This window comes from Mycetocola sp. (genome assembly GCF_046716805.1).
GTDB lineage: Bacteria > Actinomycetota > Actinomycetes > Actinomycetales > Microbacteriaceae > Mycetocola_A.
The window spans coordinates 21,153-42,929 of the sequence record NZ_JBKJWH010000045.1; the positions used below are offsets into that span (position 1 = coordinate 21,153).

Here is a 21,777-nt window from a genome sequence, read left to right on the forward strand (position 1 = left end):
TCAACTATCCCATATCGGCCGCGACGGCCGGGTCGGGGCAGGAGCAAACCCGTCCACCCAGCCGATCGGCAGGTTCAGTTCCTCGACGGTGTCGGGGCTCCCGGTGAGCGCGCTGCCTTCGACGGCCACGGCGTCGACGGGAACGCGAGCGGCGACCGCGTGAACCCAGAGAGCCGTGTCGTCCGGCTTCCTGCCGGCATCCACGGCGAGCCAGACCTGGTCAGGCGAGATGCCCAGGACAAGCTCCTCCCAGTTGGACCGATGCATGGTGCGGCGGTCGAGCCCGAACGCGACGAACACCGGGCTGGCGTTGTGCACGCCGATCGCGCGTGCTCGGACCGCGCTGCGTCGGTCATCGACGCGGACGGTCCCGGGCAGCTCGATCGATCCTGCCACAGCGATCTCGACGGGGGCGGAAGCCGCGGCCATCGAGCGGACCACCGAGAGCGCATCGACGGCCGCACCGATCACAACGATCAGGTCGCCGGGCGCCTGAAGCGGCTGAGGGACGGACGGCTGGCGCCCCAGACGCCGTGGAAGCACGGGGGCATCGGTCGCGAGGTTCGCCGTGAGGTCGTCGAGCACCTGAGCAAACGCCAGAGCGCCTGGCGCAGCGGGTGCCGTGCCGCTCCCGTCGCTGTGCAGCTCGCGTTCCTCGCCGTCGATCGAGTCGAGCAACGCGGCGATGCCCGGAGGGACGGGAGGTGCAGGCCGCACCGGAGTGCGGTCGGGGTCAGGACGCCGGAATCGATTGGGCATCGCCGATCACCCCCACTGTTTCGATGTCGACGTTCGCGGCGCCTGCCTCCTGGTAGGACAGCACGGGAAGGCCGTGAGACTGGCCAGATACCAGGCGCTTGATGGCCGGGCGGAGGGCGGGGGCGCACACCAGCACCGCGGATTGCCCGTTGCCTTCCACCCGGGCGACTGCGCCTTTCAATGAGGCGAAGAGCGATTCGATCCTGCCCTGGTCCAGCAGGATCTGGGTGCCGAACTCGGAGGGGCGCATGGCTTCGAGCATGGACTGCTCGAGGGTGGGGTCGATCATGATCACCCGCAGCGTTCGTCCATCGAGATACTGGCTGGACAGGGCCGGGCCCAGTGACGCTCTGGCGGCTTCGATCAGCCCTTCCGGATCGGTGGAGACCTTCGCACGCAACGAGAGCGCCTCGTAGATCCGCGAGAGGTCGTTGATCGGAACCTGCTCGGCGAGCAATCCCTGCAGCACCCGCTGAATCTCGGCGAGGCTCAGCAGCGAGGGGGTCAGCTCGTCGACAGCCGACGGGTTCACCTGTTTGATGCCGTCGGTGAGGAGTCGCACGTCTTCGCGGGTGAGCAGCCTCGCTGCATTGCTGGTGATGATCGATGACAGGTGCGTGACCACGACCGAGATCCGGTCGATCACCGTCGCGCCGGTCATCTCGGCGCTGTGCCGCATCTCCTGCGGCACCCATTTGCCGACCAGGCCGAAGACCGGCTCGACGGTCGACTGCCCTGGCAGCGCATCGAGGGCGTCCCCCAGGGCGAGCACCCTGCCGGTCGGGGCGAGACCCCTGCCGGCTTCGACTCCGGCGATCCGGATGACATAGGTCGATGCGGGCAGGTCGACGCTGTCCCGAGTCCGCACCGGCGGCACGATGACACCGAGGTCCATGGCGATCGTGCGCCGCAGGGCTCGCACCCGAGCGAGCAGGTCATCGGAAGATCCGGACACCATGCTGACCAGGTCCGGCGCGAGAAGGATCTCCAGCGCGTGCACACGCATCCGCTCCATCAGTTCCTCCGTCGTCTCCGGGCGCGGAGCGTTGTCTTCGTCCTCCGCCAGCTCCGCCGATGCCTTCTTCGCGGCTTCCGAGGCCTTGATTCGCTGCGCGGCGAACAGCAGGAACAGTCCGACGCCGACGAACGGGAGCACCGGCATCCCGGGGATCAGCGCCATCGCGATCGCCGCGCCGCCGGCGATCATCAGGGCATTCCTCGACTGGGACAGCTGGGCGGATGCCGTCGACCCCATGTCCGACTCGGCGTTCGAGCGGGTGACGATCATGCCCGTCGATACCGCCATGAGCAGTGCGGGAATCTGAGTCACGAGGCCGTCGCCGATGGTGAGGAGCGTGTAGGTGCTGACGGCCTCGCCGACCTCCATGCCGTTTTGCAGCATGCCGATCGCGATGCCGCCGACGATGTTGATGAGAATGATGATGATCCCGGCGATCGCGTCGCCCTTGACGAACTTCGACGCGCCATCCATCGCACCGTAGAAGTCGGCCTCAGCCGAGACCTCAGCGCGCCGCTCGCGGGCCTGGATGTCGGTGATCAAGCCGGCGTTGAGATCGGCGTCGATCGCCATCTGCTTGCCCGGCATGGCGTCGAGGGTGAAGCGGGCGCCGACCTCAGCGACCCGCTCGGCGCCCTTGGTGACGACGACGAACTGGATGACGACGAGGATCAGGAAGACGACGGCACCGATCACGATGGATCCGCCGACGGCGACGTGTCCGAACGCCTCGATGACCTGGCCGGCGTAGCCCTCACCGAGGACGAGCCGCGTGGATGCCACGTTGAGGCCGAGCCGGAACAGAGTCGCCACCAGTAGCAGCGAAGGGAACACCGAGAAGTCGAGCGGTTTGCGCACGAACATCGTTGTGAGCAGGATCACGAGCGCGAAGAGGATGTTGACGATGATGAGCACGTCGAGCAGACCGGCTGGAACCGGGACGATGAGCAGCATGAGGATGCCGACGACACCCAGAGGCACGGCGATCTTGGAGAGGTTTCGGTTCACGTCAGGCGCCTCCTGGGCTGAGAACGGGTGGGGTCATCGTGTGCATGCCCCGAGTTGCTCCGCGGCGGCGGAGCGCCATCACGAACATGAGCACTCGGGCGACGGCGTTGTAGAGATCGACGGGAATTTCCTGCCCCAGTTCGCAGGCGGCGTGTAGCGCACGGGCGAGCGGGATGTCCTGCACCAGGGGTACGTCTTTCGCCTCCGCTTCGGCACGGATGCGAGCGGCAATGATGCCGGATCCCTTGGCGACGACGCGGGGCGCCGATTTGCCCGGCTCGTAGGAGAGTGCCACAGCGACGTGGGTCGGGTTCACGAGCACGACGTCCGAGCCGGCGACGGATGCGATCATCCGGTTGCGGCTCATGGCAAGCTGTCGCGAGCGGCGCTGGGACTTGATCAGGGGGTCGCCATCCGAGCTCTTGTTCTCGTCGCGCACCTCCTTTTTTGTCATGCGCGTCTTCTTCTGGTTGCGGCGCATCACCACGAAGACGTCGATCGCGGCGAGCACGAGGCCGGCGGCGACGGCCGTCTGGAGGAGAGACCCGGTGCCGGCCGCCGCCGCCTCGAGGACGGCGGATACCGACAGGCCGCCGGCTCCCATGAGCAGCGGCATCAGGCCCTGAATCACAAGGTAAAGGACGAGGCCGACGACGATCGTCTTCATCAGCGCCTTCGCGCCCTGCCACATCGCCTGCATCCCGAAGACGCGCTTCATTCCGGACACAAGGTTGAATTGTTCGTATTTGCCTGTGAGCTTCTTGACGTGAACGCCCTGCACGACCGACCCGATCAAGACCACGACACCGACGACGGCGAGGATGGGGGCGAGGCTCGACATCACGGACCCAAGCCCGAGTCCGAGCGCGCCCAGCGCTCCGCCGGGGTCCGGGTTCGACGCGACGGCTCCGATTTGGAACAGCTGCATCGTCCCGGCATCCGCGGCGAGTGCGATCGTTGCCGGCATCATCAGGGCGGCGGCACCGATGCCGAGCCAGGCGGTCAGGTCCTGCGACTTCGAAAGCTGGCCCTTCGACCTGACCTCCTTCATCCGTTTGTCTGTCGCTTGCTCGGTGCGTTCTGAGGAGTCGGTCTCGGCCATCAGCGCACCCCGAACATCTGGTCGAAAGCGTCGCGTGTGAGGGAGGAGACGACCTGCGGGAGGGCGACGAAGGTGACGGTGACCAGGGTGAGCGTCAGGAAAATCTTGAGCGGGAAACCGAGGGCAAACGCGTTGAGCGCCGGCGCGACCCGGGTGAGGAGACCGAGCCCGGCATCCGCGAGGAAGAGCACGACAAGTAACGGCCCGGCGATCTGGACTGATGCGAGAAACATCTGGGTGACACCGTTGGTCATCGCTTCGGCCGGGGCGGTGAAATCGATCATCCCGCCGAGCGGAAGGGCGCTGAAGGTTCGAACCAGGCCGCCGAAGATGAGCTGGTAACCGCCGGATGCGAACAGCAGGGCCAGGGCGGTCATGTGGAACAGGCGCGAGAACTGGGCACCGTTGATCATCGACTGCGGGTCGAAGCCCTGCGCCATCTGGAAACCACCGAACATGTCGATGAGGTTTCCTGCCGACTGGACGGCGGCGAAGACGAGCATCACGAGGAAGCCGAGAACGGCGCCGATGAGGATCTCGGCGACGAGGGCGAGGAGGAATCCTGCCGTTTCGAAGGATTCGTACCCGGGCGTGAGTCGGGGCGACACTGCGAGGGCGAGCGTGACCCCGAGCATGCCCTTGATCCGGACCGGGATGGCGCCGTAGGAGAACGGGGGAGCGATCACGAGAAACGCCACCATGCGGACGCTTGCGAGCAGAACAGCTTCGATCCAGGCGAAGTCGAGAGAGATCGACATCTCAGCCGCCGCTCAGGAGCGACGGGATCATGTCGAACATCCGGTGGGTGAACGAGACGATTTCGGAGATCATCCAGTGACCGGCGACGAGCAGGGCCAGAGCAACCGCGATCGCCTTCGGGACGAACGAGAGGGTGACCTCCTGGATCTGCGTGATCGACTGGAGGAGTGAGATCGCGAATCCGACCACAAGCGCCGTGATCAGCACCGGGGCTGACAGCTTGGCGGCGATGATCAGACCCTGCAGGGCGACATCGAGAACGGCGTTCGAGTCCATCAGCCGACCCCGTAACTCGAGATGAGTGAGGTGATGATCAAGCCCCAGCCGTCGACGAGGACGAACAGCAGGATCTTGAACGGCAGCGAGATCATCACGGGCGGGAGCATCATCATGCCCATCGACATGAGCGCCGCTGCAACGACAAGGTCGATGACGAGGAACGGCACGAAGATGACGAAGCCGATGATGAACGCGGCCCGCAACTCGGAGATCATGAACGCGGGGATGAGGGTCAGGAGCGGAACGGCCTCGGGGCTGTCCGGGTTCGGCTGCTCGGCGGCCCTCGTCATGAGGGCGAGGTCCTCCTCGCGGGTGTTGGCCAGCATGAAGTCCCGAAGCGGTCCTGAGCCCACCGAGAGAGCGTCGGTGAACGTCAGCGTGCCGTCGAGGTAGGGCTGGACTCCCATTGCGTGGATGTCGGCGAGCACCGGGGACATGATGAACAGCGACAGAAACAGGGCGAGGCCGGCGAGTACCTGGTTGGGCGGGATGGAGGGCAGGGAGAGCGCGTTCCGGGTCATGGCCAGAACGACGAAGATTTTGGTGAAGGACGTCATCATCAACAGCAGTGCGGGGGCGACCGACAGGAGGGTGATGCCGACGAGGGTCAGAACGGCGGCCGACGGCGTTCCGTTGATTCCGTTGATCTCGACCGAGACGTCTCCGGGGTCGGCAGGGTCGACGGGGTCGACGGGGTCGTTCGGCGGCGTCGGGTCGACCGGCACGGCCTGAGCTGCGGTCGGCGCGATCAGAAGAAAGAGAACGACGAGCGCGAGAACGAGAACGGCAGGCACGACACGGCGCAGAATGTGCCGAGGCACTGTCGGCGTCGAGCGTGCGGTCATCAGCGGATCTGCCGGAGGGCGGCAGCGGTCTGCTTCCAGGTCGCCGGTGAGAGGATCGAGCCGCTGGCCTGCACCGGCTGAGAATTCCGTCGCGGTCGGAGAGCCTGTGATGTCGTGGACACGCTGTCGATGTTCGTGACGCCTGCGAGGGTCGCGGCGAAGGCATCCGACGGCGACTCGGCGTCCGATGCCGTCGCGCGCGAGGCGGCGGGGGCATCCGAGCTGTGCAGGACAGTGACGGCGTGTTCGGTGACTCCGAGAAGGAAACGCGTTCCCTCGACGTCGACGACGACAACGGATGCCTTGAGTCCGATCCCCTGTCTCCCGACGACGGTCACGAGCTCGGCGGCCTTGCCCCTCGCCTTGCCACGGGTGATCCGCCGCTGGGCATACCAGAGCAGCGCGAGCACGGCCGCGAGGGAGAGCAGCACGCGGAGCGCCACGAACACGGTGTCCATCTAGTCGAGACCATCCGCGACATCGAGGATCTGGGTGATTCGCACGGCGTAGTCCTGGTCGACGACGACGACTTCGCCGTGCGCGATGAGCCGGCCGTTGAGCAGGACGTCGGCTGGGGCGCCTGCCGATCTGTCCAGTTCGATGATGCCGCCGGGTTCGAGGGCGAGGACGTCGCGCACCGACATGCGGGTGTGCCCGATCTCGACCGTGAGCGCCATCTCGACGTTGTTGATCCTGCTGAGCTTTCCGACCACCGAGGCGGCCGGTGCGTTCCCGCCGAGAACGCCGTGTTCGCGGACGCGCACGGCGAACCAGCCCGCTGTGCCGGCATCCCCGACCAAAGCGAACACGACGGTGTCCTCGTCAGCGAACAACGCAGAGGCATCTTCGGTGCGGGACATGCCGAGCACACCGGCGCCGAGGGCAGCGGATGCCGCCTCGAGGGCGGGGCGCACGATGTCCAGAGCTGAGACCAGCGGTGAGTGGTCTCCGGCCGCGGCCGCGAGAGCGTTCTGGTCGAGCACGATGAGGGCCAGGTCTGCGGATGGCGACCCGACGAGCGTCGCAACCGTCGCCGTCGCCGCGCGTTCGCCGATCGATTCCCGGTCGTAGCCCTGGATGGCGCGAAGCGCCGACATCGTCGGAAGCAGGTTCGCTGCTGCGTCCGCTGCGGAACGGAGGTGGGTCGTGGGCATGGTCATCGGCTGATCTCCTGGGTTTCGACAACGACACAGGCGAGCCGGGAGCCGTGCGCTCCCATGGCTGCGCGCGCGAGCGGCTGACCGCCGACGCTGACATCCAGCGGCCGATGTTTGGGGTGGGGAAGGGGAAGTATGTCGCCGACGGCGAGGCCGAGGATCACTCCGGGGCGAACGTCTGCCGACGCGAGCCGCAGGGAGACATCGACGGGCACCTGCGCGAGCTGGCTTCTGAGCATCGCGGAGAACTCTGACGGGGTGTCGACCGGCGCTGTGTCCCCGAGCTGGCCGAGCAGCGACTCGGCCGGGATGGCAACTGTCGCGGGTGCGCTGTGCTCGCCGACCTGCACCGTGAAGGATGCGACGATCATCAGTTCGTTCGTCGCGGCGGCCTGGGCGAACTGGGAGTTGTAGTGGATCGAGTCCACGGCGATCGGGGCGCCAAGCAGCGTGCCGAATGAGTATCGGAGGTCGTCGAGGGCGTCGTCCATCAGCTGACGCACCAACGCCTGCTCGACGGCGGTGAACCGTCGCTCGGGTGCACTCATTCCCCGCGTGCCGCCGAGCATCCGGTCGATCCAGCCGAGCGCAGCGCTGGTCGGGAACTGGATCACGGCCTTGGGGAACGGCCCTGCAAGGGTGCACAGCACCATCGCGGTCGTCGCGGGGAGAGAGGCCGCATAGCCGTCGTAGGTCTGCATGAGCACCTGGTCGAAGGTGACCTGCGACCATGCCCGTACCTGGGCGGTGAGCTGGGTGCCCCACTGGCGTGCGAACGTCTCGCACGCCAACTCGAGGACGCGGGAATGTTCACGGCCAAGCGTCGTCGGGCGGCGGAAGTCATAGACACTGACCGGCTTCGCGGGCACGCTGATTGATGCTTGTTTCTGGACCGTCACAACCTGAACTATCGGCCGTTGCGGCGGCACGGTTAGCGGCGCCTGCTATTGATCATTACTGGGTTCCGCGCTCGGCGATCAACCCGGGAATCAGCTGGCGGATGGACTCGGGCTGGTCGGAGAGAGCGACGACGTCGACGCGGCGATTCAGCGCGAGCTCGTCTGGGCCGGCACCGGTGGCGAGAGGATGCGCGGAGCCGTAGCCGACGGACGCGACGCGCTCGGCGGGGATGGCGCGCTGCTCGACCAGGTGACGAAGCACCTGCACCGAACGACCGGAGGAGAGTTCCCAGTTCGTCGGGAACGGGCCATCGGGGTCGCGGTAGTCGGCGTGGCCCTCCACCGAGATCCGGTAGTCGGTCCCTGCGAGTGGCGGCGCGACGGCATCCAGCACCGCGACGACCTGACCGCTCAGGGTGTCGCTGTTGGCTTCGAAGAAGGTCTCGGTGCTGATCAGGCGGACCGTCAGCCCGCGCTCACCGATGTCGAACTCCACCGCGCTGAGCAGCCCCTGGGCTGCCAGGTTCGTGCGGATCCGCTCCCTCAAAGCGATGAGCTCGTCGAGTTCCGCCCGGGCGAGGTCGATCTCGGTGAAGCCTTCGCCCTGGTCTGCAACCTTCTCTGGCGGCACAACGACGCCATCGGCGGTATCGGCGAACTCCGTCTCGGTGACCCCGAAGCCGGCAGCCAGGGAGTTGCGGAGCTTCTCGAATTTCTCCTGATCCACGGTCGACATGGCGAAAAGCACGATGAACATGCACATGAGCACGGTCACCATGTCCATGTAGGACGCCATCCAGCGCTCGTCTACGTGCGGGGCTTCCTCTGGTTCCGCACGACGGCGGGAACCCCGTGACCTCATGCCGCGTCCGGGACTGTGTACGCCGGGGCCATCGCCCGAAGCCGTTCTCCGAGCAGTCGGGGCTGGCTGCCCGCCTGCACGGCGAGCACGCCCTCCATCTGCAGCGTCATCCGCTCGACCTCGAGGTCGCACAGCCGGGCCAGCCTCGAGCCGATCGGCAGCCAGATGAAGTTGGCGGAGAGCAGGCCCCACAGCGTCGCGACGAACGCCGCAGCGATCATCGGGCCGAGCTTGTCTGGACTCGACAGGTTCTCGAGAACGTGCACGAGCGAGACGACGGTGCCGATGATCCCGATGGTCGGCGCGTATCCGCCAAGGCTGGTGAAGAACTTGGCGGCGGAGCGTTCTGCCTTCGACCTGGTGTGGATTTCGTCCTCGAGGAGGAGGCGAAGCTCTTCGCCGTCGGTGCCGTCTGCGATGTTCTGCAGGGCACGGCGGAGGAACTCGTCGTCGACGTTCTCTGCTTCCTGGTCGAGCGCGAGCAGCCCGTCCTTGCGCGCTCGTTCCGCGAAGCCGACCACCTGCTCGATGACATTCTGCGGAGGCGTGGTCTTGCCTGTGAACGCGCGAGGCAGCGCCTTGACCGCGTGAAGAAAGTCCTTGAGGGTGCCGCCAGCGATTCCGACCGCGATGGTCGCCCCGAAGACGAGGACCATCGGCGCGGGAAGCAGAATCGCCTCCACATGGACGCCCTCGAGCGTGAGCATCGCGTAGAGCGCTCCGAACGCGACGACGAGTCCGATCAGTGTTGCTGGATCCATCAGTTGTCCCTCGGGTGGATGCGGACAGGTCGTGCCGGCTCGTCGCGGAGAGGTTCACTCGCCAGGAGAAGCACCCGGGCGCGGAAGGACGCGATCTTGTCGATCACGTCGTTCATCGACTCGGTGACGATGTATTTAGCGCCGTCAACGGTGACCAGGGTGGTATCCGGGTTCTCGTGGATGCGCTCGATGAGGTCGGGATTGATCGCGAACGGTGTGTCGTTCAGGCGTGTCACTACGATCATCGGCTTGTCCCTGCTTGTGGGCTCGGGTGAGCCTTCACCGAGTACTGTCGGCCGCCCCACCCGTTCAGTAAGCGGACGGCCATCCGTGGCGGAGTCCCGGGATCCGGGCGGCGCGGGTCTTCCGGGCTCGCGCCGGTGTCCTCGCACCCGCGCATGCCCATCGGACCCGCGGGGCCAGCCCGACGGACGGATGCCGCCCGCAACTACCTCTTCAGGTTGGTGAGCTCCTGCAGGACCTCGTCCGAGGTCGTGATGATGCGGGCGTTCGCCTGGAACCCACGCTGGGCCACGATCAGGTTGGTGAACTCCTGCGAGAGGTCGACGTTCGACATTTCCAGCGCACCGGAGACGATCGATCCGAACCCTGCTGCGCCCGGGGTACCGACCTCGGCAGCACCTGAGTTGAAGGTTGCGCGGTAGCTCGAGGAGCCCGCCTTCTCGAGGCCGCCGGGGTTGACGAATGTCGCGAGCGAGACGCGCCCGACGGACTGCGACGCCCCGTTGCTGAACGAACCGACGAGGGTGCCGTCCTTCGACATCGTGAACGACTCGAGCGTGCCCGCCTTGCGCCCGTCCTGTCCGGAGATCGCCGCCGTGCTCAACCCGGCGAACCCGGTCAGGTTGCTGACGTCGACAGCGACGCCAGCGACCGTGATCGAGGCGGCACTGGTGAGCGCGCCGTTCGTGAACGTGATGGTCCCGGCATTCGTTGTGCCGTCGCTCACGTCCCAACCGGTCGCTGCGCGGGTGAAGGTGAGGGACATGATCTGCGATTCGCCGTTCGCGTCGAAGACGTCGAGGTCGCGCACCAGTTCGGTGCCGACGGCAGCGTCCTCGGGCAGGTTGCCGCCCAGAGTGGCGGACGTCGTCGCAATCGCCGCCGAATTGGCGCCGACCGGCAGGGTGACGGTGCTGGCAGCGCCGCCCTCGAGGATTCGGCCGTCGACCGCGCCCCAGCCCTGGACAAGGGCGCCGCTCGGGTCGACGAGCCTGCCCTGCGGGTCGAAGTCGAACGCTCCTGCGCGCGTGTAGAGGGTTTCGCCTCCAAGTCTGGTGACGAAGAAGCCGTCGCCCGAGATCATCAGGTCGGTCGCGCGGCCGGTGCTCTGCGCTGAACCCTGGGCGAAGTTCGTCGAAATGCCGGCGACCTGCACGCCGAGTCCCACCTGCGCAGGGTTGGTTCCGCCGACATCCGCCCGCGGTCCGCCGGCCCCCTGGGTGAGCTGCGAGAGCGTGTCCTGGAATTGCACGGACGAGCCTTTGAAGCCGGCCGTGTTGACGTTGGCGATGTTGTTGCCGGTCACGTCGAGCATGGTCTGGTGTGAGCGGAGGCCGGAGATGCCTGAGTACAGAGAGCGAAGCATGAGAGAGTCCTTTGGTCGTGGTTAGGAGGCGGATGGGCGTGTGATCACGCCGGAGATGGCGTCCAGCGCGACGGTCACGCCGTCGATGGTCACCTGGGGAACGGGTCCCGAGTAGGACACGGCGGATGCGACGCCGGTGACGGTCGTGCCGTCGGCGCCCGTGTAACTGACGCCCTGCCCCATCAGCGCCGCTGCGGCGGTTCGCATCTGGAGCGAGAAGTTCTCGCTGCCGGTCTTGGTCTGCGCGGTGATCTGCTCCATCATCGCCAGCTGCGTGGTCTGCGAGATCATCTGGTTCGTATCCATGGGAGAACTCGGGTCCTGATTCTGCAGTTGGGTGACGAGCAGCGAGAGGAACAATTCGCCGTCCATCTCCTGCTTGGGAGCAGTCGTGGCCCTGCTCGCATACAGGCCGGCGGCATCCGTTGATGCGATCGCGTCGATGGGCATAAGCGTTCTCCTTTTCTACTTAGACGGTGATGTCGAGAGTGGTTGTGTTGTCTGCAGGTTGCGCCGAGCGCCGCTCGGGAACCGGAGCGGCGGCAGTAGCATCGTTCCTCGGGGTTTCGCGGAGTGGTGCCCACTCGTCCCTGCTGTCCTGGGCGTCTTTCGACGACAGGTCGAGTGACGCCGACAGGCCGCCGCCGGCGAGGTCGCGGCGCAGGTCGGTGAGGATCTGCCGGATCGCCTCCCGTCCGCCGTCGGACGGTGAGAACAGCTCGATCCGGATGTCCTCGGCGCTGATGACGGCGCGGACGGTGACCGGGCCGAGGTTTTCCGGGGTCACCTGCACGGTCATCACGTGTTCGCCCGGTCGGGCGCCGGCGAGGCTGAACAGCGGTCGCGCCAGCTGGGTGGTGAGCGGTTGCGCGGGCGCAGGAGGGGTGGCAGGTGCGGGAGCCGACGGCACCGCTGGTGCTGTTGGGGCGGTGGGCATCGGTGCTGAACCTGCCGGAACCGGCACCGGAGCCGCCGGTTCCGCGGCGGACGGCTGGGCCCCCGCAAGAGCCGGTGCGCGAACGGATGTCGGCGCTTCGGCGTGGTACGACGCTGCCACGGGCGGTTGACCGGCCGGGACTGTAGCGCCGGTCGCAGGCGAGGGCGTAGCACCGGATGCCGTCGAGCTCGCCGCGTGCGCGTCGCTCACCGTAGTTCCGGGGGTGGCGGCCGGGACGACTGTACTCGGCTGAGGCGCCTGGGAGTTGGCGTCGGTTGCTGGTGCGGGGTTCGGGTTCTGCCCGGATGCTGACCCGGCGGAGGGGGACAGGGCATATGGGGGCGATGCGGCCGTCGCCGGGTCCACAATCGGAGACGATGGCGTTGTCGCAGGAGTCTCGGTCGCCGTGCCGAGCCCGGTGCTCTGAACCGCTGGGGTACTCGGGAGTGCGTCCTCGGCATCGGGGGAAGCAGGCGTCGCCGGCGTGTGAACCGGCCTCGTCACCTGAGATATCGGTGACGTTGTTTCGGTGCTCGTCCCCGCGTCGACTGCGGGTACCGCGGTGCCCGTCGTGACCGCCGGCGATGCCGTCGCTGCAGTTACCGCGACGGCAGTATTCGTACCGGTGACCGATGCGTGTACGGACGCATCGGCATCCGTTGTGCCGGTGCCCTCGGTTCCGTTCTGACCGCTCGCCCCACCCACCACGGGGAGCGGCTGGCCGGTGGGCCGGCTCATGAGGCCCAGGCCGCCTGCGCTCGCCGCCGCGTCGAGGCCGTCGCTGGTTGCAGCATCGTCCTCGACTGGCGTTCCGGCGGAGGCATCCGCTTTAAGAACCCCCTGCAGGATCAAGGCGAAGGCACCGGGCGGCGCGGTCGCGCTCGCCGGGGCGACGGTGGACTCCGGTCGGCTCGCAAGCGGTGCCGAAATCAACGTCATCGAGAGCCTCCGCTCAGCGCGGCGCGCTGCGTGGCGGCGACGAACGCGTCGATGCTCCCTGCGGATGCAGCGGATGCAGCGGATGCGGCGGCGGGGGCCGCCGAGGTGGCTGGAACGAGACGGCGGATCGTCTCGATGTCTGAATCCTTCCGCCAGTTCTCGGCAAGCATTACAGAGGTTCCCGGCCGCGGTGCGTGAATCACCTGGTTGTTCCCGGCGTAGATGAGGATGTGACCGCTCCCCTTGGCGACGATGAGGTCACCCGGTTGGGCGTTGGCCAGGGAGCCGACTTCGGTGCCGACCTTCGCCTGGTCGGGGACGACCCGCGGCACCTCGATGCCGAGGTCGGCGTAGACGCGCTGCACGAGACCTGAGCAGTCCATGCCGGTGGAATCCTCACCGCCGAAGACGTACGGAACGCCGAGGTACTTCTGAGCCGTGGCGACGACGTCGGCGCCCGTTGCGTTCCCTGTGGCGAGCGGGGTGCCGACCGCCTCCGGTTTGGTCGCGCCGGTGACGGTCGACAGGGTCTGGGCGAAGGTGGCGGATGCCGCAGTTGGCGCCGCTGCGGCGCTCTTCGGGCGAGCACCCGGCGTGAGTGCGACGAGGGTGGACTGGATTTCTGAGACGCGCCCGGCTGCTTCGAGGAGGCTCATGCTGTCGCTTCACCCGTCGCGGCGAACCAGGATCGGGATGCGATCTCGTCGAGGACGAGCTGTTCGGCGTGCAGGTCCTGCTGCGCCACGCGTTCTCCATGCCGCAGCTCGAGCTTCTCGATGCGAACGGACTGGGAGCGGGCGACCGCGAACTCGGCCGCGCACTCATCGGCGGCGGCCTGTCGAAGTACCGCGAGGGCGTTCAGCTCGGCGAGCATGCTGCGGGTGGACGCGCGTGCTGTGCTGACGATGTGGAGCGCCGCACTGTTCGAGACCTCGGTTCCGGTCCCGTCGAGAGAATCGCGTACCTGTGCGGTCCGCGCGGCGTTCTCGCGCACCCGGGAGTTGGCCGCGGCGAGGCCACCCGCTGCCTGGTCTTCGCGGATCCGGCGCAGCCGCAGCAGGCCGGCCAGTGAGAATGTTCGAGTCATGTTAACCCTCCAAGGAGTCGGTTGAGCCGGATCAGGTGGTCCCAGGTGTCGTTCGCCGGAGTCTGTTCGTCCATCCGCTGCTGCAGGAAAGACTGGATCGCGCCGTCGTGGTCAAGAGCCGCATCGACGAGCGGGTTGGTGCCGCGCTGGTAGGCGCCGACGTCGATGAGGTCCTGTGCACCCTTTCGAGCCGCGAGCACCCGGCGGAAGAATGCTGCCTGCCGCGTGCGCTCGGGAGGGTTGACCCGTGACGCGACGCGCGAGATCGACTCGAGAGCCTGCACCGACGGAAAGTGGCCGGTCACGGCCAGTCTGCGGTCGAGGACGACGTGTCCGTCGAGAATTGATCGAGCGGCATCCGCTATCGGTTCGTTGTGGTCGTCACCGTCGACGAGGACCGTGTACATGCCGGTCACCGAGCCGACGGCATCCGTTCCCGCGCGCTCGAGGAGCCGTGCCAGCACGGAGAACGTCGATGGCGGGTAGCCGCGGGTCGCGGGAGGTTCGCCGGCGGAGAGTCCGATTTCGCGTTGTGCCATGGCGACGCGGGTCAGAGAGTCCATCATCAGCATCACGTCGTCGCCCCGCTCACGAAAGGATTCGGCGATGCGGGTGGCGGTGAACGCCGCGCGAAGGCGCAGGAGTGCGGGGTCGTCTGAGGTCGAAACGACGACGACTGAGCGCGACAGGCCCTCCTCACCGAGGTCGTCCTCGAGGAACTCGCGGACCTCACGACCGCGTTCGCCGACGAGGGCGATGACGGATACGGCGGCGTCGGTTCCGCGGGCGATCATCGACAGCAGCGACGATTTTCCCACCCCAGACCCGGCGAAGAGGCCCATGCGCTGTCCCTTGCCGACGGTCGTGAGAGCGTCGAGTACCCGCACGCCGAGCTGCAATGGGGTGTCGATGCGGGCGCGTTCCATCGATGACGGCGCCTCCTTGTCGAGCGCGACCCGTCGCTCGACGTTCAGCGGGCCTTTGCCGTCGATGGGGCGACCGAGTCCGTCGAGCACACGGCCGAGCAGACCTGTTCCGGTCGGGACGAGGAGGGGATGGCCGAGCGACCTGGCTGGAGCGCCGACCCTGATTCCCGTCATCCGGCCGAGCGGCATGCACCGGACGCCGTCGCGGCTGGTCGCCACCACTTCTGCGTCCACGTCGTCGCCGATGGTGATCAGGTCGCCGACGGCGCTGTCGAGGCCGCGAAGCTCGACCGCGAGGCCGACGACGGATGTGACGGTGCCGACGCGCTCGGGTCGGGCCGCGAGCAACGCTGAACTGAAGTGCTGAGCGCGTGGGCGCCACGGCTCGCTCATGCTTCGCTCCCCAGGAGTGCGGCTTTCGCGCGGGAGAGTGCCGTGCCGATCCGGGCGTCGACGTACCCGTCCGGCAAGACGGCGAGTGCATCGCCTGGCTGGAGGGTGGCATCGGGGAGGAGAGGAACCCCGGCGTGGGCGCGAAGCTCTGGATCGATCATCGCGAGGTCAGCCGGGTTCATCCGGATGCTGGTCAGGTCCGCGGGCGGGACGGCACCGAGCGCGCGGCCGAGAGCGGCGCGGGCCGACCGGTCGCCGTCGGAGAGTTCACGTCCGAGAACAGCCTCGGCCAGGTCGATGGCGGCCGACGCGAGGGCGTCCTCCGACTCCTGCAGGACCGGCAGCATCCGGGCGTCCGCGGATCGCACGGCGGCGGCGAGAGCCGTCAGTGCGCTCTCGACGAAGGCCCGAGCGGCCCGCAGGGCTTCGGTATGTTCCGCTTCACAGGCGGCGCGCTGTTCCAGGCGTTCCTTCTCGGCGGCTCGCAAGCCAGCCGCGTATCCAGCGGCGTGGCCGCGCGTCCTCGACTGCGTCTCGATCCGGTCGGCATCGTGGTGGCTGAGGGTCGGGAGGGAAACCGCACGGAAGGGGAGCTCAGTCAACATACCGGTCATCGTCGGCCCGGGACAGCACGATCCGGCCGTCTGCTTCCATGTCGCGGATGGTGCGAACGATGTCGGCGCGAGCGTCGTCGACCTGTGAGACGCGCACGGGTCCCATGTTCGCGGTCTCGTCGTCGAGGAGCTCCCGGTTGCGTTCAGACAGGTTCGCGCGGATCGTCTCGACCACGGGAGCCGGGGCTCCCTTCATGGCGAGGGCCAGGCTGGCCGGGTCGACGCCCCGAAGCACCAGCTGCACGTCGCGTTGCTCGAGCTTCACGATGTCCGCGAAGGTCAACATGAGTGCGCGGATCTCTTCGGCGAGCTCCGGATCCCGTTCCTCGAGCCCCGCGAGCAGTGCCCGTTCCGTCGCGACGTCGCTCTGGTTGATGATGTCGAGAAGGGGTCGGACGCCACCGACGATATCCGTCGATGTCCGGGCAGCGACGACACCGCTCGATCGCGCCCGCAGCGCGCCAGCGACGATCCGGACGGCCTCCGGAGCCGCAGGGCCCATGGCGGCGATGCACTCGGCGACGTCGGTGCGCAGTGAATCGTTGAGGCCGGCCATCGTCGCCGATGCGAGTGCCGGGCGTAGGTGAGCCAGGACGAGCGCGATGGTCTGTGGCAGCTCACCCTCGACGAGGCTGACGATCTGCGAAGGCTCGGCGGTGGTGAGGAACTCGAAAGATCGCCCGGCCATCGATGCCGCGACGCGGTTCATGACGCCCGCGGCGCGCTCGGATCCGAACGACGCCTCGAGAAGACCCGTCGCCACGTCGCTACCGCCGCGTGAATTGAGCCGGTCCTCGAGCGTGAGTTCGTGGAACTCGGTCAGCGTCTGTTCCGCGACGGAGGAGTCGACCCGTCGCATCCGCACGATTTCCGCCGTGATCTCCTCAGCCTCGGAGTCGGAGAACTGCTTCATCACGGCGACGGCCTGCAGTTGCTCCATGTTCATGAGCACGACGGCGACCTTCTGCGTGCCGGTCAGTTCGGTGGCGGCGATCGTCATACGGGCTGCTTCTCATCCATGAGGCCGCGGAGGAAAGCGGCGGTCTTTTCGGGGTTTCGTTCGGCGAGAGAGCCGATTTCGGCGCGGGTCCGGTCGATCGAGGTGGGTCCGGCGGATGCCGCCGGTGGGTTGGGAACCGCGGTCAGAACCTCGGTTGCGTCGGTCATCACGATGTCCCTGAACGCGCCTGGCTCGAGCGCGGACTGGGCCGATTCAGCCTCCGCACGGACGCGGCGCGCTCGGATGATCAGGAGCGAAATAGCCGTCGCGAGAAGGAGCGCCGCGGCGATGATGCCGGTGCGGATCAGCTCGTTCGCGCGTTCCTCGGCCTCGGCCTTCTCGGCGGCGGCGATGGCTGCCGCTGCTTCGTCGGCCGCTGCCGTGGTGAAGTTGACGACCTCGACAGTGACTTCGTCTCCCCGGAGCGTGTCGATGCCCGCTGCCGATGACACCAGCGCCGAGATGTCGTTGACGTCGAGGTTGTCGGCAACGTCGGCGCTGAGGGCGACGGAGACCGACTGGCGCTCGATCGAGCCGGCCGGGATGGTGCGTGACTCCGTCACCTTGTCGACGGCGTGGTTCTTGGTGGCCGACTCAGAGGTGTAGTTGCCACCTCCGGTGACGCCCCCTGGCACCGCGATGTTGTCTGGCCCAAGCACTCCTGCAGCCCCGCCCGCCCCGCCGGTGTAGGTCTCCGTCGACGACGACTCATCGAGGATCGGGGCGTTCTCGGGTGTGGTGAAGGACTCCTCGACTCGCTCGGCGGACTCGAGGTTGACCCCCGCTGCGACGATGACCGTCGAGTTGCCTGGGCCGACGATACGGTCGAGCATGGCCTGCACGGATGCGCGCACCCGCTGTTCATAGTCGGTGGTCTGCTGCGCTGCCGTGCCGGTGGAGCCCACGCCGACGGCCGAAAGCACTGTGCCCCTGGAGTCGATGACGGCGACGTCTGTCGCGTTCATTCCGTCGACCGAGGCGGAGGTGAGGTGGGTGATCGCCTGCACCTGTTCGGCCGACAGTGTGACACCGTTCTTCGTCTCGACGAAGACGGATGCCGTCGGGTTGGCCATCTCGGAGACGAACACGGTTTCTTCGGGAATGGCCAGCCGGACCGACGCCGTCGTGACTCCCTCGAGGGCGGAGATCGTCGAGGCCAGCTCGCCTTCGAGCGCCCGCTTGTAGGTGACGGACTGCTGGAATTCCGACGAGGTCACGCCCATCTCATCGAGCAGCGAGTAGCCGCCCGTGCTTGACGACGGCAATCCCGCGGCAGCCGCGGTGAGGCGCTCGGCGTAGACGTTCTGCTCGGGCACGAGAATCGTGGCGCCGCCGTTTGCCAGTTCGTAGTCGACCCCATTGGTTTGGAGCTGCTCGACGATCGTGCTGGCATCCGACGCGCTGAGGCCGGAGAAAAGCGGGGTGTACGCGGGTTTCAGAAGCCAGGCGGACAGCGCGAAGATGCCGAGAGCGAGGACCGCGACGCCGAGAATGGCGATCGTCCGCTGCGCCACGGTGAAGCTCCGGACCGCGGCCAGAAGCCGGCCGAAAGCCGAGGTGATCTGCTGGGGCATTACGCCTGCATCCTCATGATCTCGTTGAACGCGTCAACACCCTTGTTTCGCACCGCTGCGACGAGTTCGAGGGTCACCTGCGCGCGCGTCGAGGCGATGGTTGCCGAGTGAATGTCGTTGAGGTCACCGGTGACGGCCTTGACAGCGAGTTCGTTGGACGTCGACTGGAGCTGCTGCACGTTGTCGATGGCGCCGCCGAGGACGGCGGCGAAGGCAGAGCCGTCCGTGCCGGCCGGTTTGGTGTTCACGAGGTAACCGGTTCCTGCCACGCCCTGCAGAGCCGAAAGGGAGTCGATGGGCATCAGTTACGTCCGATCTGTAGTGCAGCCTGGTAGGTCTCCTTGGCGCGGTCCACGACCGCCGCGTTGGCCTGGTAGCCGCGCTGCGCCATGATGAGCTGTCCCATCTGGGACGCCATGTCGATGTCGGGGTAGCGAACGTAACCGTCGGCATCCGCCAGCGGGTGGTCGGGCTGGTGCACGATCCTGCCCTCGGGGTCGCCGTATGCGGCGCCGGCGACGTACACGCCGGAGGTTCCCTCACCGGCCTGCGCCAGCACGTAGCGGGCCTGGAACGCGTCGCCGTCCGTGCCGGTGGCGGTGTTCGCGTTTGCGAGGTTGTCCGAGACGGCGTCGAGCCACTTGCGGTGCACGGTGAGGGCGGTGCCGGCGATGCCGATTGCGTCGAATGTCATCAGCTGGTCCTCATCGCCGAGCGGACGCTCGAGAAGGTTCCCTCAACAGCGCGTGCCGCGAACTGGTAGCGCAGTACGGTGTCGATGTTCGACAGCGTTTCGGTGTCGAGGTTCACGTTGTTGCCCTGCAGGTCGGTCGGTTCAAGCGACCGCTGGATGACCGCCGCCGCCGCGCCGCTCCCAGAGCGGACCGACTCGGCGAGGGCATCCTCGAACGAAACTCGCTGGGCGGTGTAGCCGGGCGTGTTCACGTTGGCGATGTTGTTGGCGATCGCCCGCTGACGCAGTGAGAGCCCATCGAGCGCGCTGGAGAGCGCGGTGGAGGACACGGATTCGAACACGATTACCCGATTCGTGAAGAGAAACAGCGCGGCCGATCCGTGGCCTGAGAGGTGAGCAATCCGTGCTCCCTCTTAGCTATCGGCGCGGCATCCGTTTTGGTAAGAAGCGGATGCCATCCCCTCGTGTCTAACCGACGACGTCCAGGTAAACGGACTGGCCCGAGGCGCCTGGGGATGGAACGGTTCGAAGCGCGGCCAGGTGCCGGGCGACGGAGGCCTGCTCTTCCGTCAGCACGGCGATGGCACGCTGTTGGGCGTCCACGACGCGACGGGCGCGGCCGAACAGGTGCGCGGGAAGTGGGCCTGCACCGGCCGGCGGGGACCAGGCGTTCGACTGCCCGAAACCGAGATTCCGGGCGAGGTCCGCCTCCATTTCGTCGAGGAGGGCCGGCCAGATCGAGTTCGGCTGGTCAGCCAATGCCGAGCATTCCACTCGCTGCCAGCTCCGGGCGCTCAGCCGGCAGTTCGGCCGCGGCGACGTACCAGACCTGGCGGAGAGGCTCCAGCACGCCGATGCACTCGCGGGTGTGTGCGATGTTGCGGTTGATGTTGGCGGTGATCAGCAGGCCCGAGACGTAGGTGTACAGCCCGAACAGGGCAGGCGCACCATCCCACGCGTCGACCTTCAGTGATGACGACAGCTCAGCGACGATGTCCTGGGCGTGCAGCAGGTTCTGCCGGGCGACGCCCCAATCTTCGCGTTCTTGAGCAGCCTCGGCGCGGCCGAGGTCGAGCAGGAGGCGGTCGTAAAGCATGGTGAGGAGCGTTCCAGGGGTAGCGGACAGGATGGCGTCGCGGTTGTACTTGGCACGTTGGGCAGCGAAGTCGTAAGTCAGTGTCATTTCGAGGTTCCTGTGCCGAGGGATGCGAGTTGCGAGGTCAGGTACGACGACTGCGCGTTGAGAGCGCTGAGCCGGACCTCCATGGCGGAGTAGGTGCGCGCGAGGGTGGCGCGGCGGTTTTCGAGGCGGGTGTCCCACTCCTCGATCTGACCGCTCAGGTTCTTCGCGAGGGATTCCTGGCCGGTGATCTTCGAGGTGAGCGTGCCGTCGTACTTGTCCGAGGCCTGCGTCGCCGCGCCCGCGACTCGGGTCGCGAGCGTCTGCATCATCGATTCAACCTTGACCGGGTCTTCCGCGAGGGCGGTGGCGAAGACCTCGGCATCGAACTCCAGCACCCCCGCCTTCGTCACGCTGATGCCGATCTCAGACGGCGAGAATCCGTTGACCGGCATTGAGGCGGCACTGACGAGCGACTGCCGCGCGCTCCGCACCGTGCTCTCACCGGTGAAGACCCCGCCTCTAACCGAGGTTATGCCGTTGGTCGTCGTCGTGTTCACGACGGACTTCGAGGCGATGAACGCGAAGACGTCGTTGAGCGACCCGACGAAATCCTTCGCGACGGTGGACGCGGCATCAGTATCGCGAGCGACGCTGATGCTGACCGGGTCCGTCGACGTAGCCGTCGCCGTGATCGAGACGCCGGACAGGATGTCGGCGAACGTGTTCGTCGACGAGGTGACAACCTGCTCAGCGGCGGTGCCCTTCCACAGCGTCGCTTCGGCGTCCTGCGCCGTTTTGATGGTGGTCATGGCGGCGCTCGTGTCTGAGAGGGTGAACGCCCCGGGGGTTCCAGTGTCGGATGCCGTGAACTGCAGCCGGTATTGCGCCTCGCCGGTGACAGCATCCGTTCCTGAGGCGACCTTCGTGGCCGTCACGCCGGCGCGCGCGGCGTTGACCGCTTTCACCACGTCGTCGAGCGAAGTGCTTGCGGCGGTGATCGGAACGGCGACGCCGTCCGTCCCCGTGATGGTCAGTGTCGTCTCGGGCCAGGCGGTAAGCGCGGCGGAGACGGTGGTCTGGGCCTGGGCGAGCTTGTCGACGACGATGTCGAGCTGGCCGGCCGTTGCGCCCTTGGCCACGGTCACCGAGACCTTGTCGGAGCTGCTGGTCGCCGAAAACGTGGTGAGAGCGCCAGGTTTCGAAGCGGTTGTGGCCAGTTCGCCGAGCGAGGCGACCTTGGTGTTGAGCGACTGCAGGGCAGTGAGAACGGACTGCGTGCCTGAAACCTTGGTTTTGAGAAGCGACTGCGGGATCGCCTCGAGCTGCATGAGCGAGTTGATGAGAGCGGTGGTGTCGAGGCCGCTCGCGAGCCCGTCGAGTGCGAGTCCCATTCGTGATCCCGTCGTTGTGGGTGAGTGCCGGAAACGCCCGG

27 protein-coding genes are annotated in these 21,777 nt (G+C 67.1%); all 27 read right to left on the reverse strand.

Features of this window, described 5'->3' with window-relative positions:
- Positions 1-759 carry a hypothetical protein gene (locus ACLQ62_RS03600; RefSeq protein WP_411720301.1) on the reverse strand — a complete coding sequence of 253 codons (759 nt, stop codon included), beginning with the start codon at positions 757-759 and terminating at the stop codon, positions 1-3.
- A complete protein-coding gene (locus ACLQ62_RS03605) occupies positions 734-2,731 on the reverse strand; it encodes a flagellar biosynthesis protein FlhA (RefSeq protein WP_411720338.1) in 1,998 nt (665 codons plus the stop codon). Before ACLQ62_RS03605 ends, ACLQ62_RS03600 begins: the two co-directional genes overlap by 26 nt.
- 55 nt (positions 2,732-2,786) lie before the next feature.
- Positions 2,787-3,887 (reverse strand): flagellar biosynthesis protein FlhB, encoded by a 1,101-nt coding sequence (locus tag ACLQ62_RS03610; RefSeq protein WP_411720302.1) that lies wholly within the window; start codon positions 3,885-3,887, stop codon positions 2,787-2,789.
- On the reverse strand, positions 3,887-4,645 hold the full coding sequence (gene fliR, locus ACLQ62_RS03615; protein ID WP_411720303.1) for a flagellar biosynthetic protein FliR: 759 nt from the start codon (positions 4,643-4,645) through the stop codon (positions 3,887-3,889). Before fliR ends, ACLQ62_RS03610 begins: the two co-directional genes overlap by 1 nt.
- Position 4,646: 1 nt before the next feature.
- The gene (fliQ, locus tag ACLQ62_RS03620; protein WP_411720304.1) at positions 4,647-4,922 is read right to left on the reverse strand and encodes a flagellar biosynthesis protein FliQ; all 276 of its coding nucleotides are present in this window, start codon (positions 4,920-4,922) and stop codon (positions 4,647-4,649) included.
- Entirely contained in the window at positions 4,922-5,770 is an 849-nt protein-coding gene (gene fliP / locus ACLQ62_RS03625) for a flagellar type III secretion system pore protein FliP (protein ID WP_411720305.1), read from the reverse strand. The genes fliQ and fliP overlap by 1 nt, the downstream gene beginning before the upstream one ends.
- The gene (locus ACLQ62_RS03630; protein ID WP_411720306.1) at positions 5,770-6,228 is read right to left on the reverse strand and encodes a flagellar biosynthetic protein FliO; all 459 of its coding nucleotides are present in this window, start codon (positions 6,226-6,228) and stop codon (positions 5,770-5,772) included. Before ACLQ62_RS03630 ends, fliP begins: the two co-directional genes overlap by 1 nt.
- Positions 6,229-6,930: a flagellar motor switch protein FliN gene (gene fliN, locus ACLQ62_RS03635; protein ID WP_411720307.1), complete on the reverse strand. Its 702-nt coding sequence runs from the start codon at positions 6,928-6,930 to the stop codon at positions 6,229-6,231. It lies immediately after the preceding gene.
- The gene (locus tag ACLQ62_RS03640; protein WP_411720308.1) at positions 6,927-7,826 is read right to left on the reverse strand and encodes a flagellar motor switch protein FliM; all 900 of its coding nucleotides are present in this window, start codon (positions 7,824-7,826) and stop codon (positions 6,927-6,929) included. The genes fliN and ACLQ62_RS03640 overlap by 4 nt, the downstream gene beginning before the upstream one ends.
- Positions 7,827-7,881: 55 nt before the next feature.
- Positions 7,882-8,622 carry a flagellar motor protein MotB gene (locus tag ACLQ62_RS03645; RefSeq protein ID WP_411720309.1) on the reverse strand — a complete coding sequence of 247 codons (741 nt, stop codon included), beginning with the start codon at positions 8,620-8,622 and terminating at the stop codon, positions 7,882-7,884.
- A gap of 62 nt (positions 8,623-8,684) precedes the next feature.
- Positions 8,685-9,449, reverse strand: coding sequence for a motility protein A (locus ACLQ62_RS03650; protein WP_411720310.1), 765 nt, complete (start codon positions 9,447-9,449; stop codon positions 8,685-8,687).
- Entirely contained in the window at positions 9,449-9,694 is a 246-nt protein-coding gene (locus ACLQ62_RS03655; RefSeq protein WP_411720312.1) for a flagellar FlbD family protein, read from the reverse strand. The genes ACLQ62_RS03650 and ACLQ62_RS03655 overlap by 1 nt, the downstream gene beginning before the upstream one ends.
- 203 nt (positions 9,695-9,897) lie before the next feature.
- Positions 9,898-11,058, reverse strand: a complete 1,161-nt coding sequence (locus ACLQ62_RS03660) for a flagellar hook protein FlgE (RefSeq protein WP_411720313.1) — start codon at positions 11,056-11,058, stop codon at positions 9,898-9,900.
- Between the two features lie 21 nt (positions 11,059-11,079).
- Positions 11,080-11,508, reverse strand: coding sequence for a flagellar hook assembly protein FlgD (locus ACLQ62_RS03665; RefSeq protein ID WP_411720314.1), 429 nt, complete (start codon positions 11,506-11,508; stop codon positions 11,080-11,082).
- Positions 11,509-11,527: 19 nt separating this feature from the next.
- Positions 11,528-12,934, reverse strand: a complete 1,407-nt coding sequence (locus ACLQ62_RS03670; RefSeq protein WP_411720315.1) for a flagellar hook-length control protein FliK — start codon at positions 12,932-12,934, stop codon at positions 11,528-11,530.
- Positions 12,931-13,590, reverse strand: coding sequence for a C40 family peptidase (locus ACLQ62_RS03675; RefSeq protein ID WP_411720316.1), 660 nt, complete (start codon positions 13,588-13,590; stop codon positions 12,931-12,933). Before ACLQ62_RS03675 ends, ACLQ62_RS03670 begins: the two co-directional genes overlap by 4 nt.
- Complete coding sequence (locus tag ACLQ62_RS03680) at positions 13,587-14,021, reverse strand: flagellar export protein FliJ (RefSeq protein WP_411720317.1); 435 nt, start codon at positions 14,019-14,021, stop codon at positions 13,587-13,589. Before ACLQ62_RS03680 ends, ACLQ62_RS03675 begins: the two co-directional genes overlap by 4 nt.
- Positions 14,018-15,340 (reverse strand): FliI/YscN family ATPase, encoded by a 1,323-nt coding sequence (locus ACLQ62_RS03685; protein ID WP_411720318.1) that lies wholly within the window; start codon positions 15,338-15,340, stop codon positions 14,018-14,020. The genes ACLQ62_RS03680 and ACLQ62_RS03685 overlap by 4 nt, the downstream gene beginning before the upstream one ends.
- A complete protein-coding gene (locus tag ACLQ62_RS03690) occupies positions 15,337-15,945 on the reverse strand; it encodes a FliH/SctL family protein (RefSeq protein WP_411720319.1) in 609 nt (202 codons plus the stop codon). The genes ACLQ62_RS03685 and ACLQ62_RS03690 overlap by 4 nt, the downstream gene beginning before the upstream one ends.
- On the reverse strand, positions 15,935-16,954 hold the full coding sequence (gene fliG, locus ACLQ62_RS03695) for a flagellar motor switch protein FliG (RefSeq protein WP_411720320.1): 1,020 nt from the start codon (positions 16,952-16,954) through the stop codon (positions 15,935-15,937). Before fliG ends, ACLQ62_RS03690 begins: the two co-directional genes overlap by 11 nt.
- Positions 16,951-18,528: a flagellar basal-body MS-ring/collar protein FliF gene (gene fliF, locus ACLQ62_RS03700; RefSeq protein ID WP_411720321.1), complete on the reverse strand. Its 1,578-nt coding sequence runs from the start codon at positions 18,526-18,528 to the stop codon at positions 16,951-16,953. The genes fliG and fliF overlap by 4 nt, the downstream gene beginning before the upstream one ends.
- Positions 18,528-18,830 (reverse strand): flagellar hook-basal body complex protein FliE, encoded by a 303-nt coding sequence (gene fliE, locus ACLQ62_RS03705; RefSeq protein ID WP_411720322.1) that lies wholly within the window; start codon positions 18,828-18,830, stop codon positions 18,528-18,530. Before fliE ends, fliF begins: the two co-directional genes overlap by 1 nt.
- Positions 18,830-19,222 (reverse strand): flagellar basal body rod protein FlgC, encoded by a 393-nt coding sequence (locus ACLQ62_RS03710; protein ID WP_411720323.1) that lies wholly within the window; start codon positions 19,220-19,222, stop codon positions 18,830-18,832. Before ACLQ62_RS03710 ends, fliE begins: the two co-directional genes overlap by 1 nt.
- Positions 19,222-19,563 (reverse strand): flagellar basal body rod protein FlgB, encoded by a 342-nt coding sequence (locus ACLQ62_RS03715; RefSeq protein WP_411720324.1) that lies wholly within the window; start codon positions 19,561-19,563, stop codon positions 19,222-19,224. Before ACLQ62_RS03715 ends, ACLQ62_RS03710 begins: the two co-directional genes overlap by 1 nt.
- Before the next feature lie 127 nt (positions 19,564-19,690).
- Positions 19,691-19,981: a hypothetical protein gene (locus ACLQ62_RS03720; protein WP_411720325.1), complete on the reverse strand. Its 291-nt coding sequence runs from the start codon at positions 19,979-19,981 to the stop codon at positions 19,691-19,693.
- On the reverse strand, positions 19,974-20,405 hold the full coding sequence (gene fliS / locus ACLQ62_RS03725; protein ID WP_411720326.1) for a flagellar export chaperone FliS: 432 nt from the start codon (positions 20,403-20,405) through the stop codon (positions 19,974-19,976). The genes ACLQ62_RS03720 and fliS overlap by 8 nt, the downstream gene beginning before the upstream one ends.
- Positions 20,402-21,736 (reverse strand): flagellar filament capping protein FliD, encoded by a 1,335-nt coding sequence (gene fliD, locus ACLQ62_RS03730; protein WP_411720327.1) that lies wholly within the window; start codon positions 21,734-21,736, stop codon positions 20,402-20,404. Before fliD ends, fliS begins: the two co-directional genes overlap by 4 nt.
- Between the last annotated feature and the right edge of the window lie 41 nt (positions 21,737-21,777).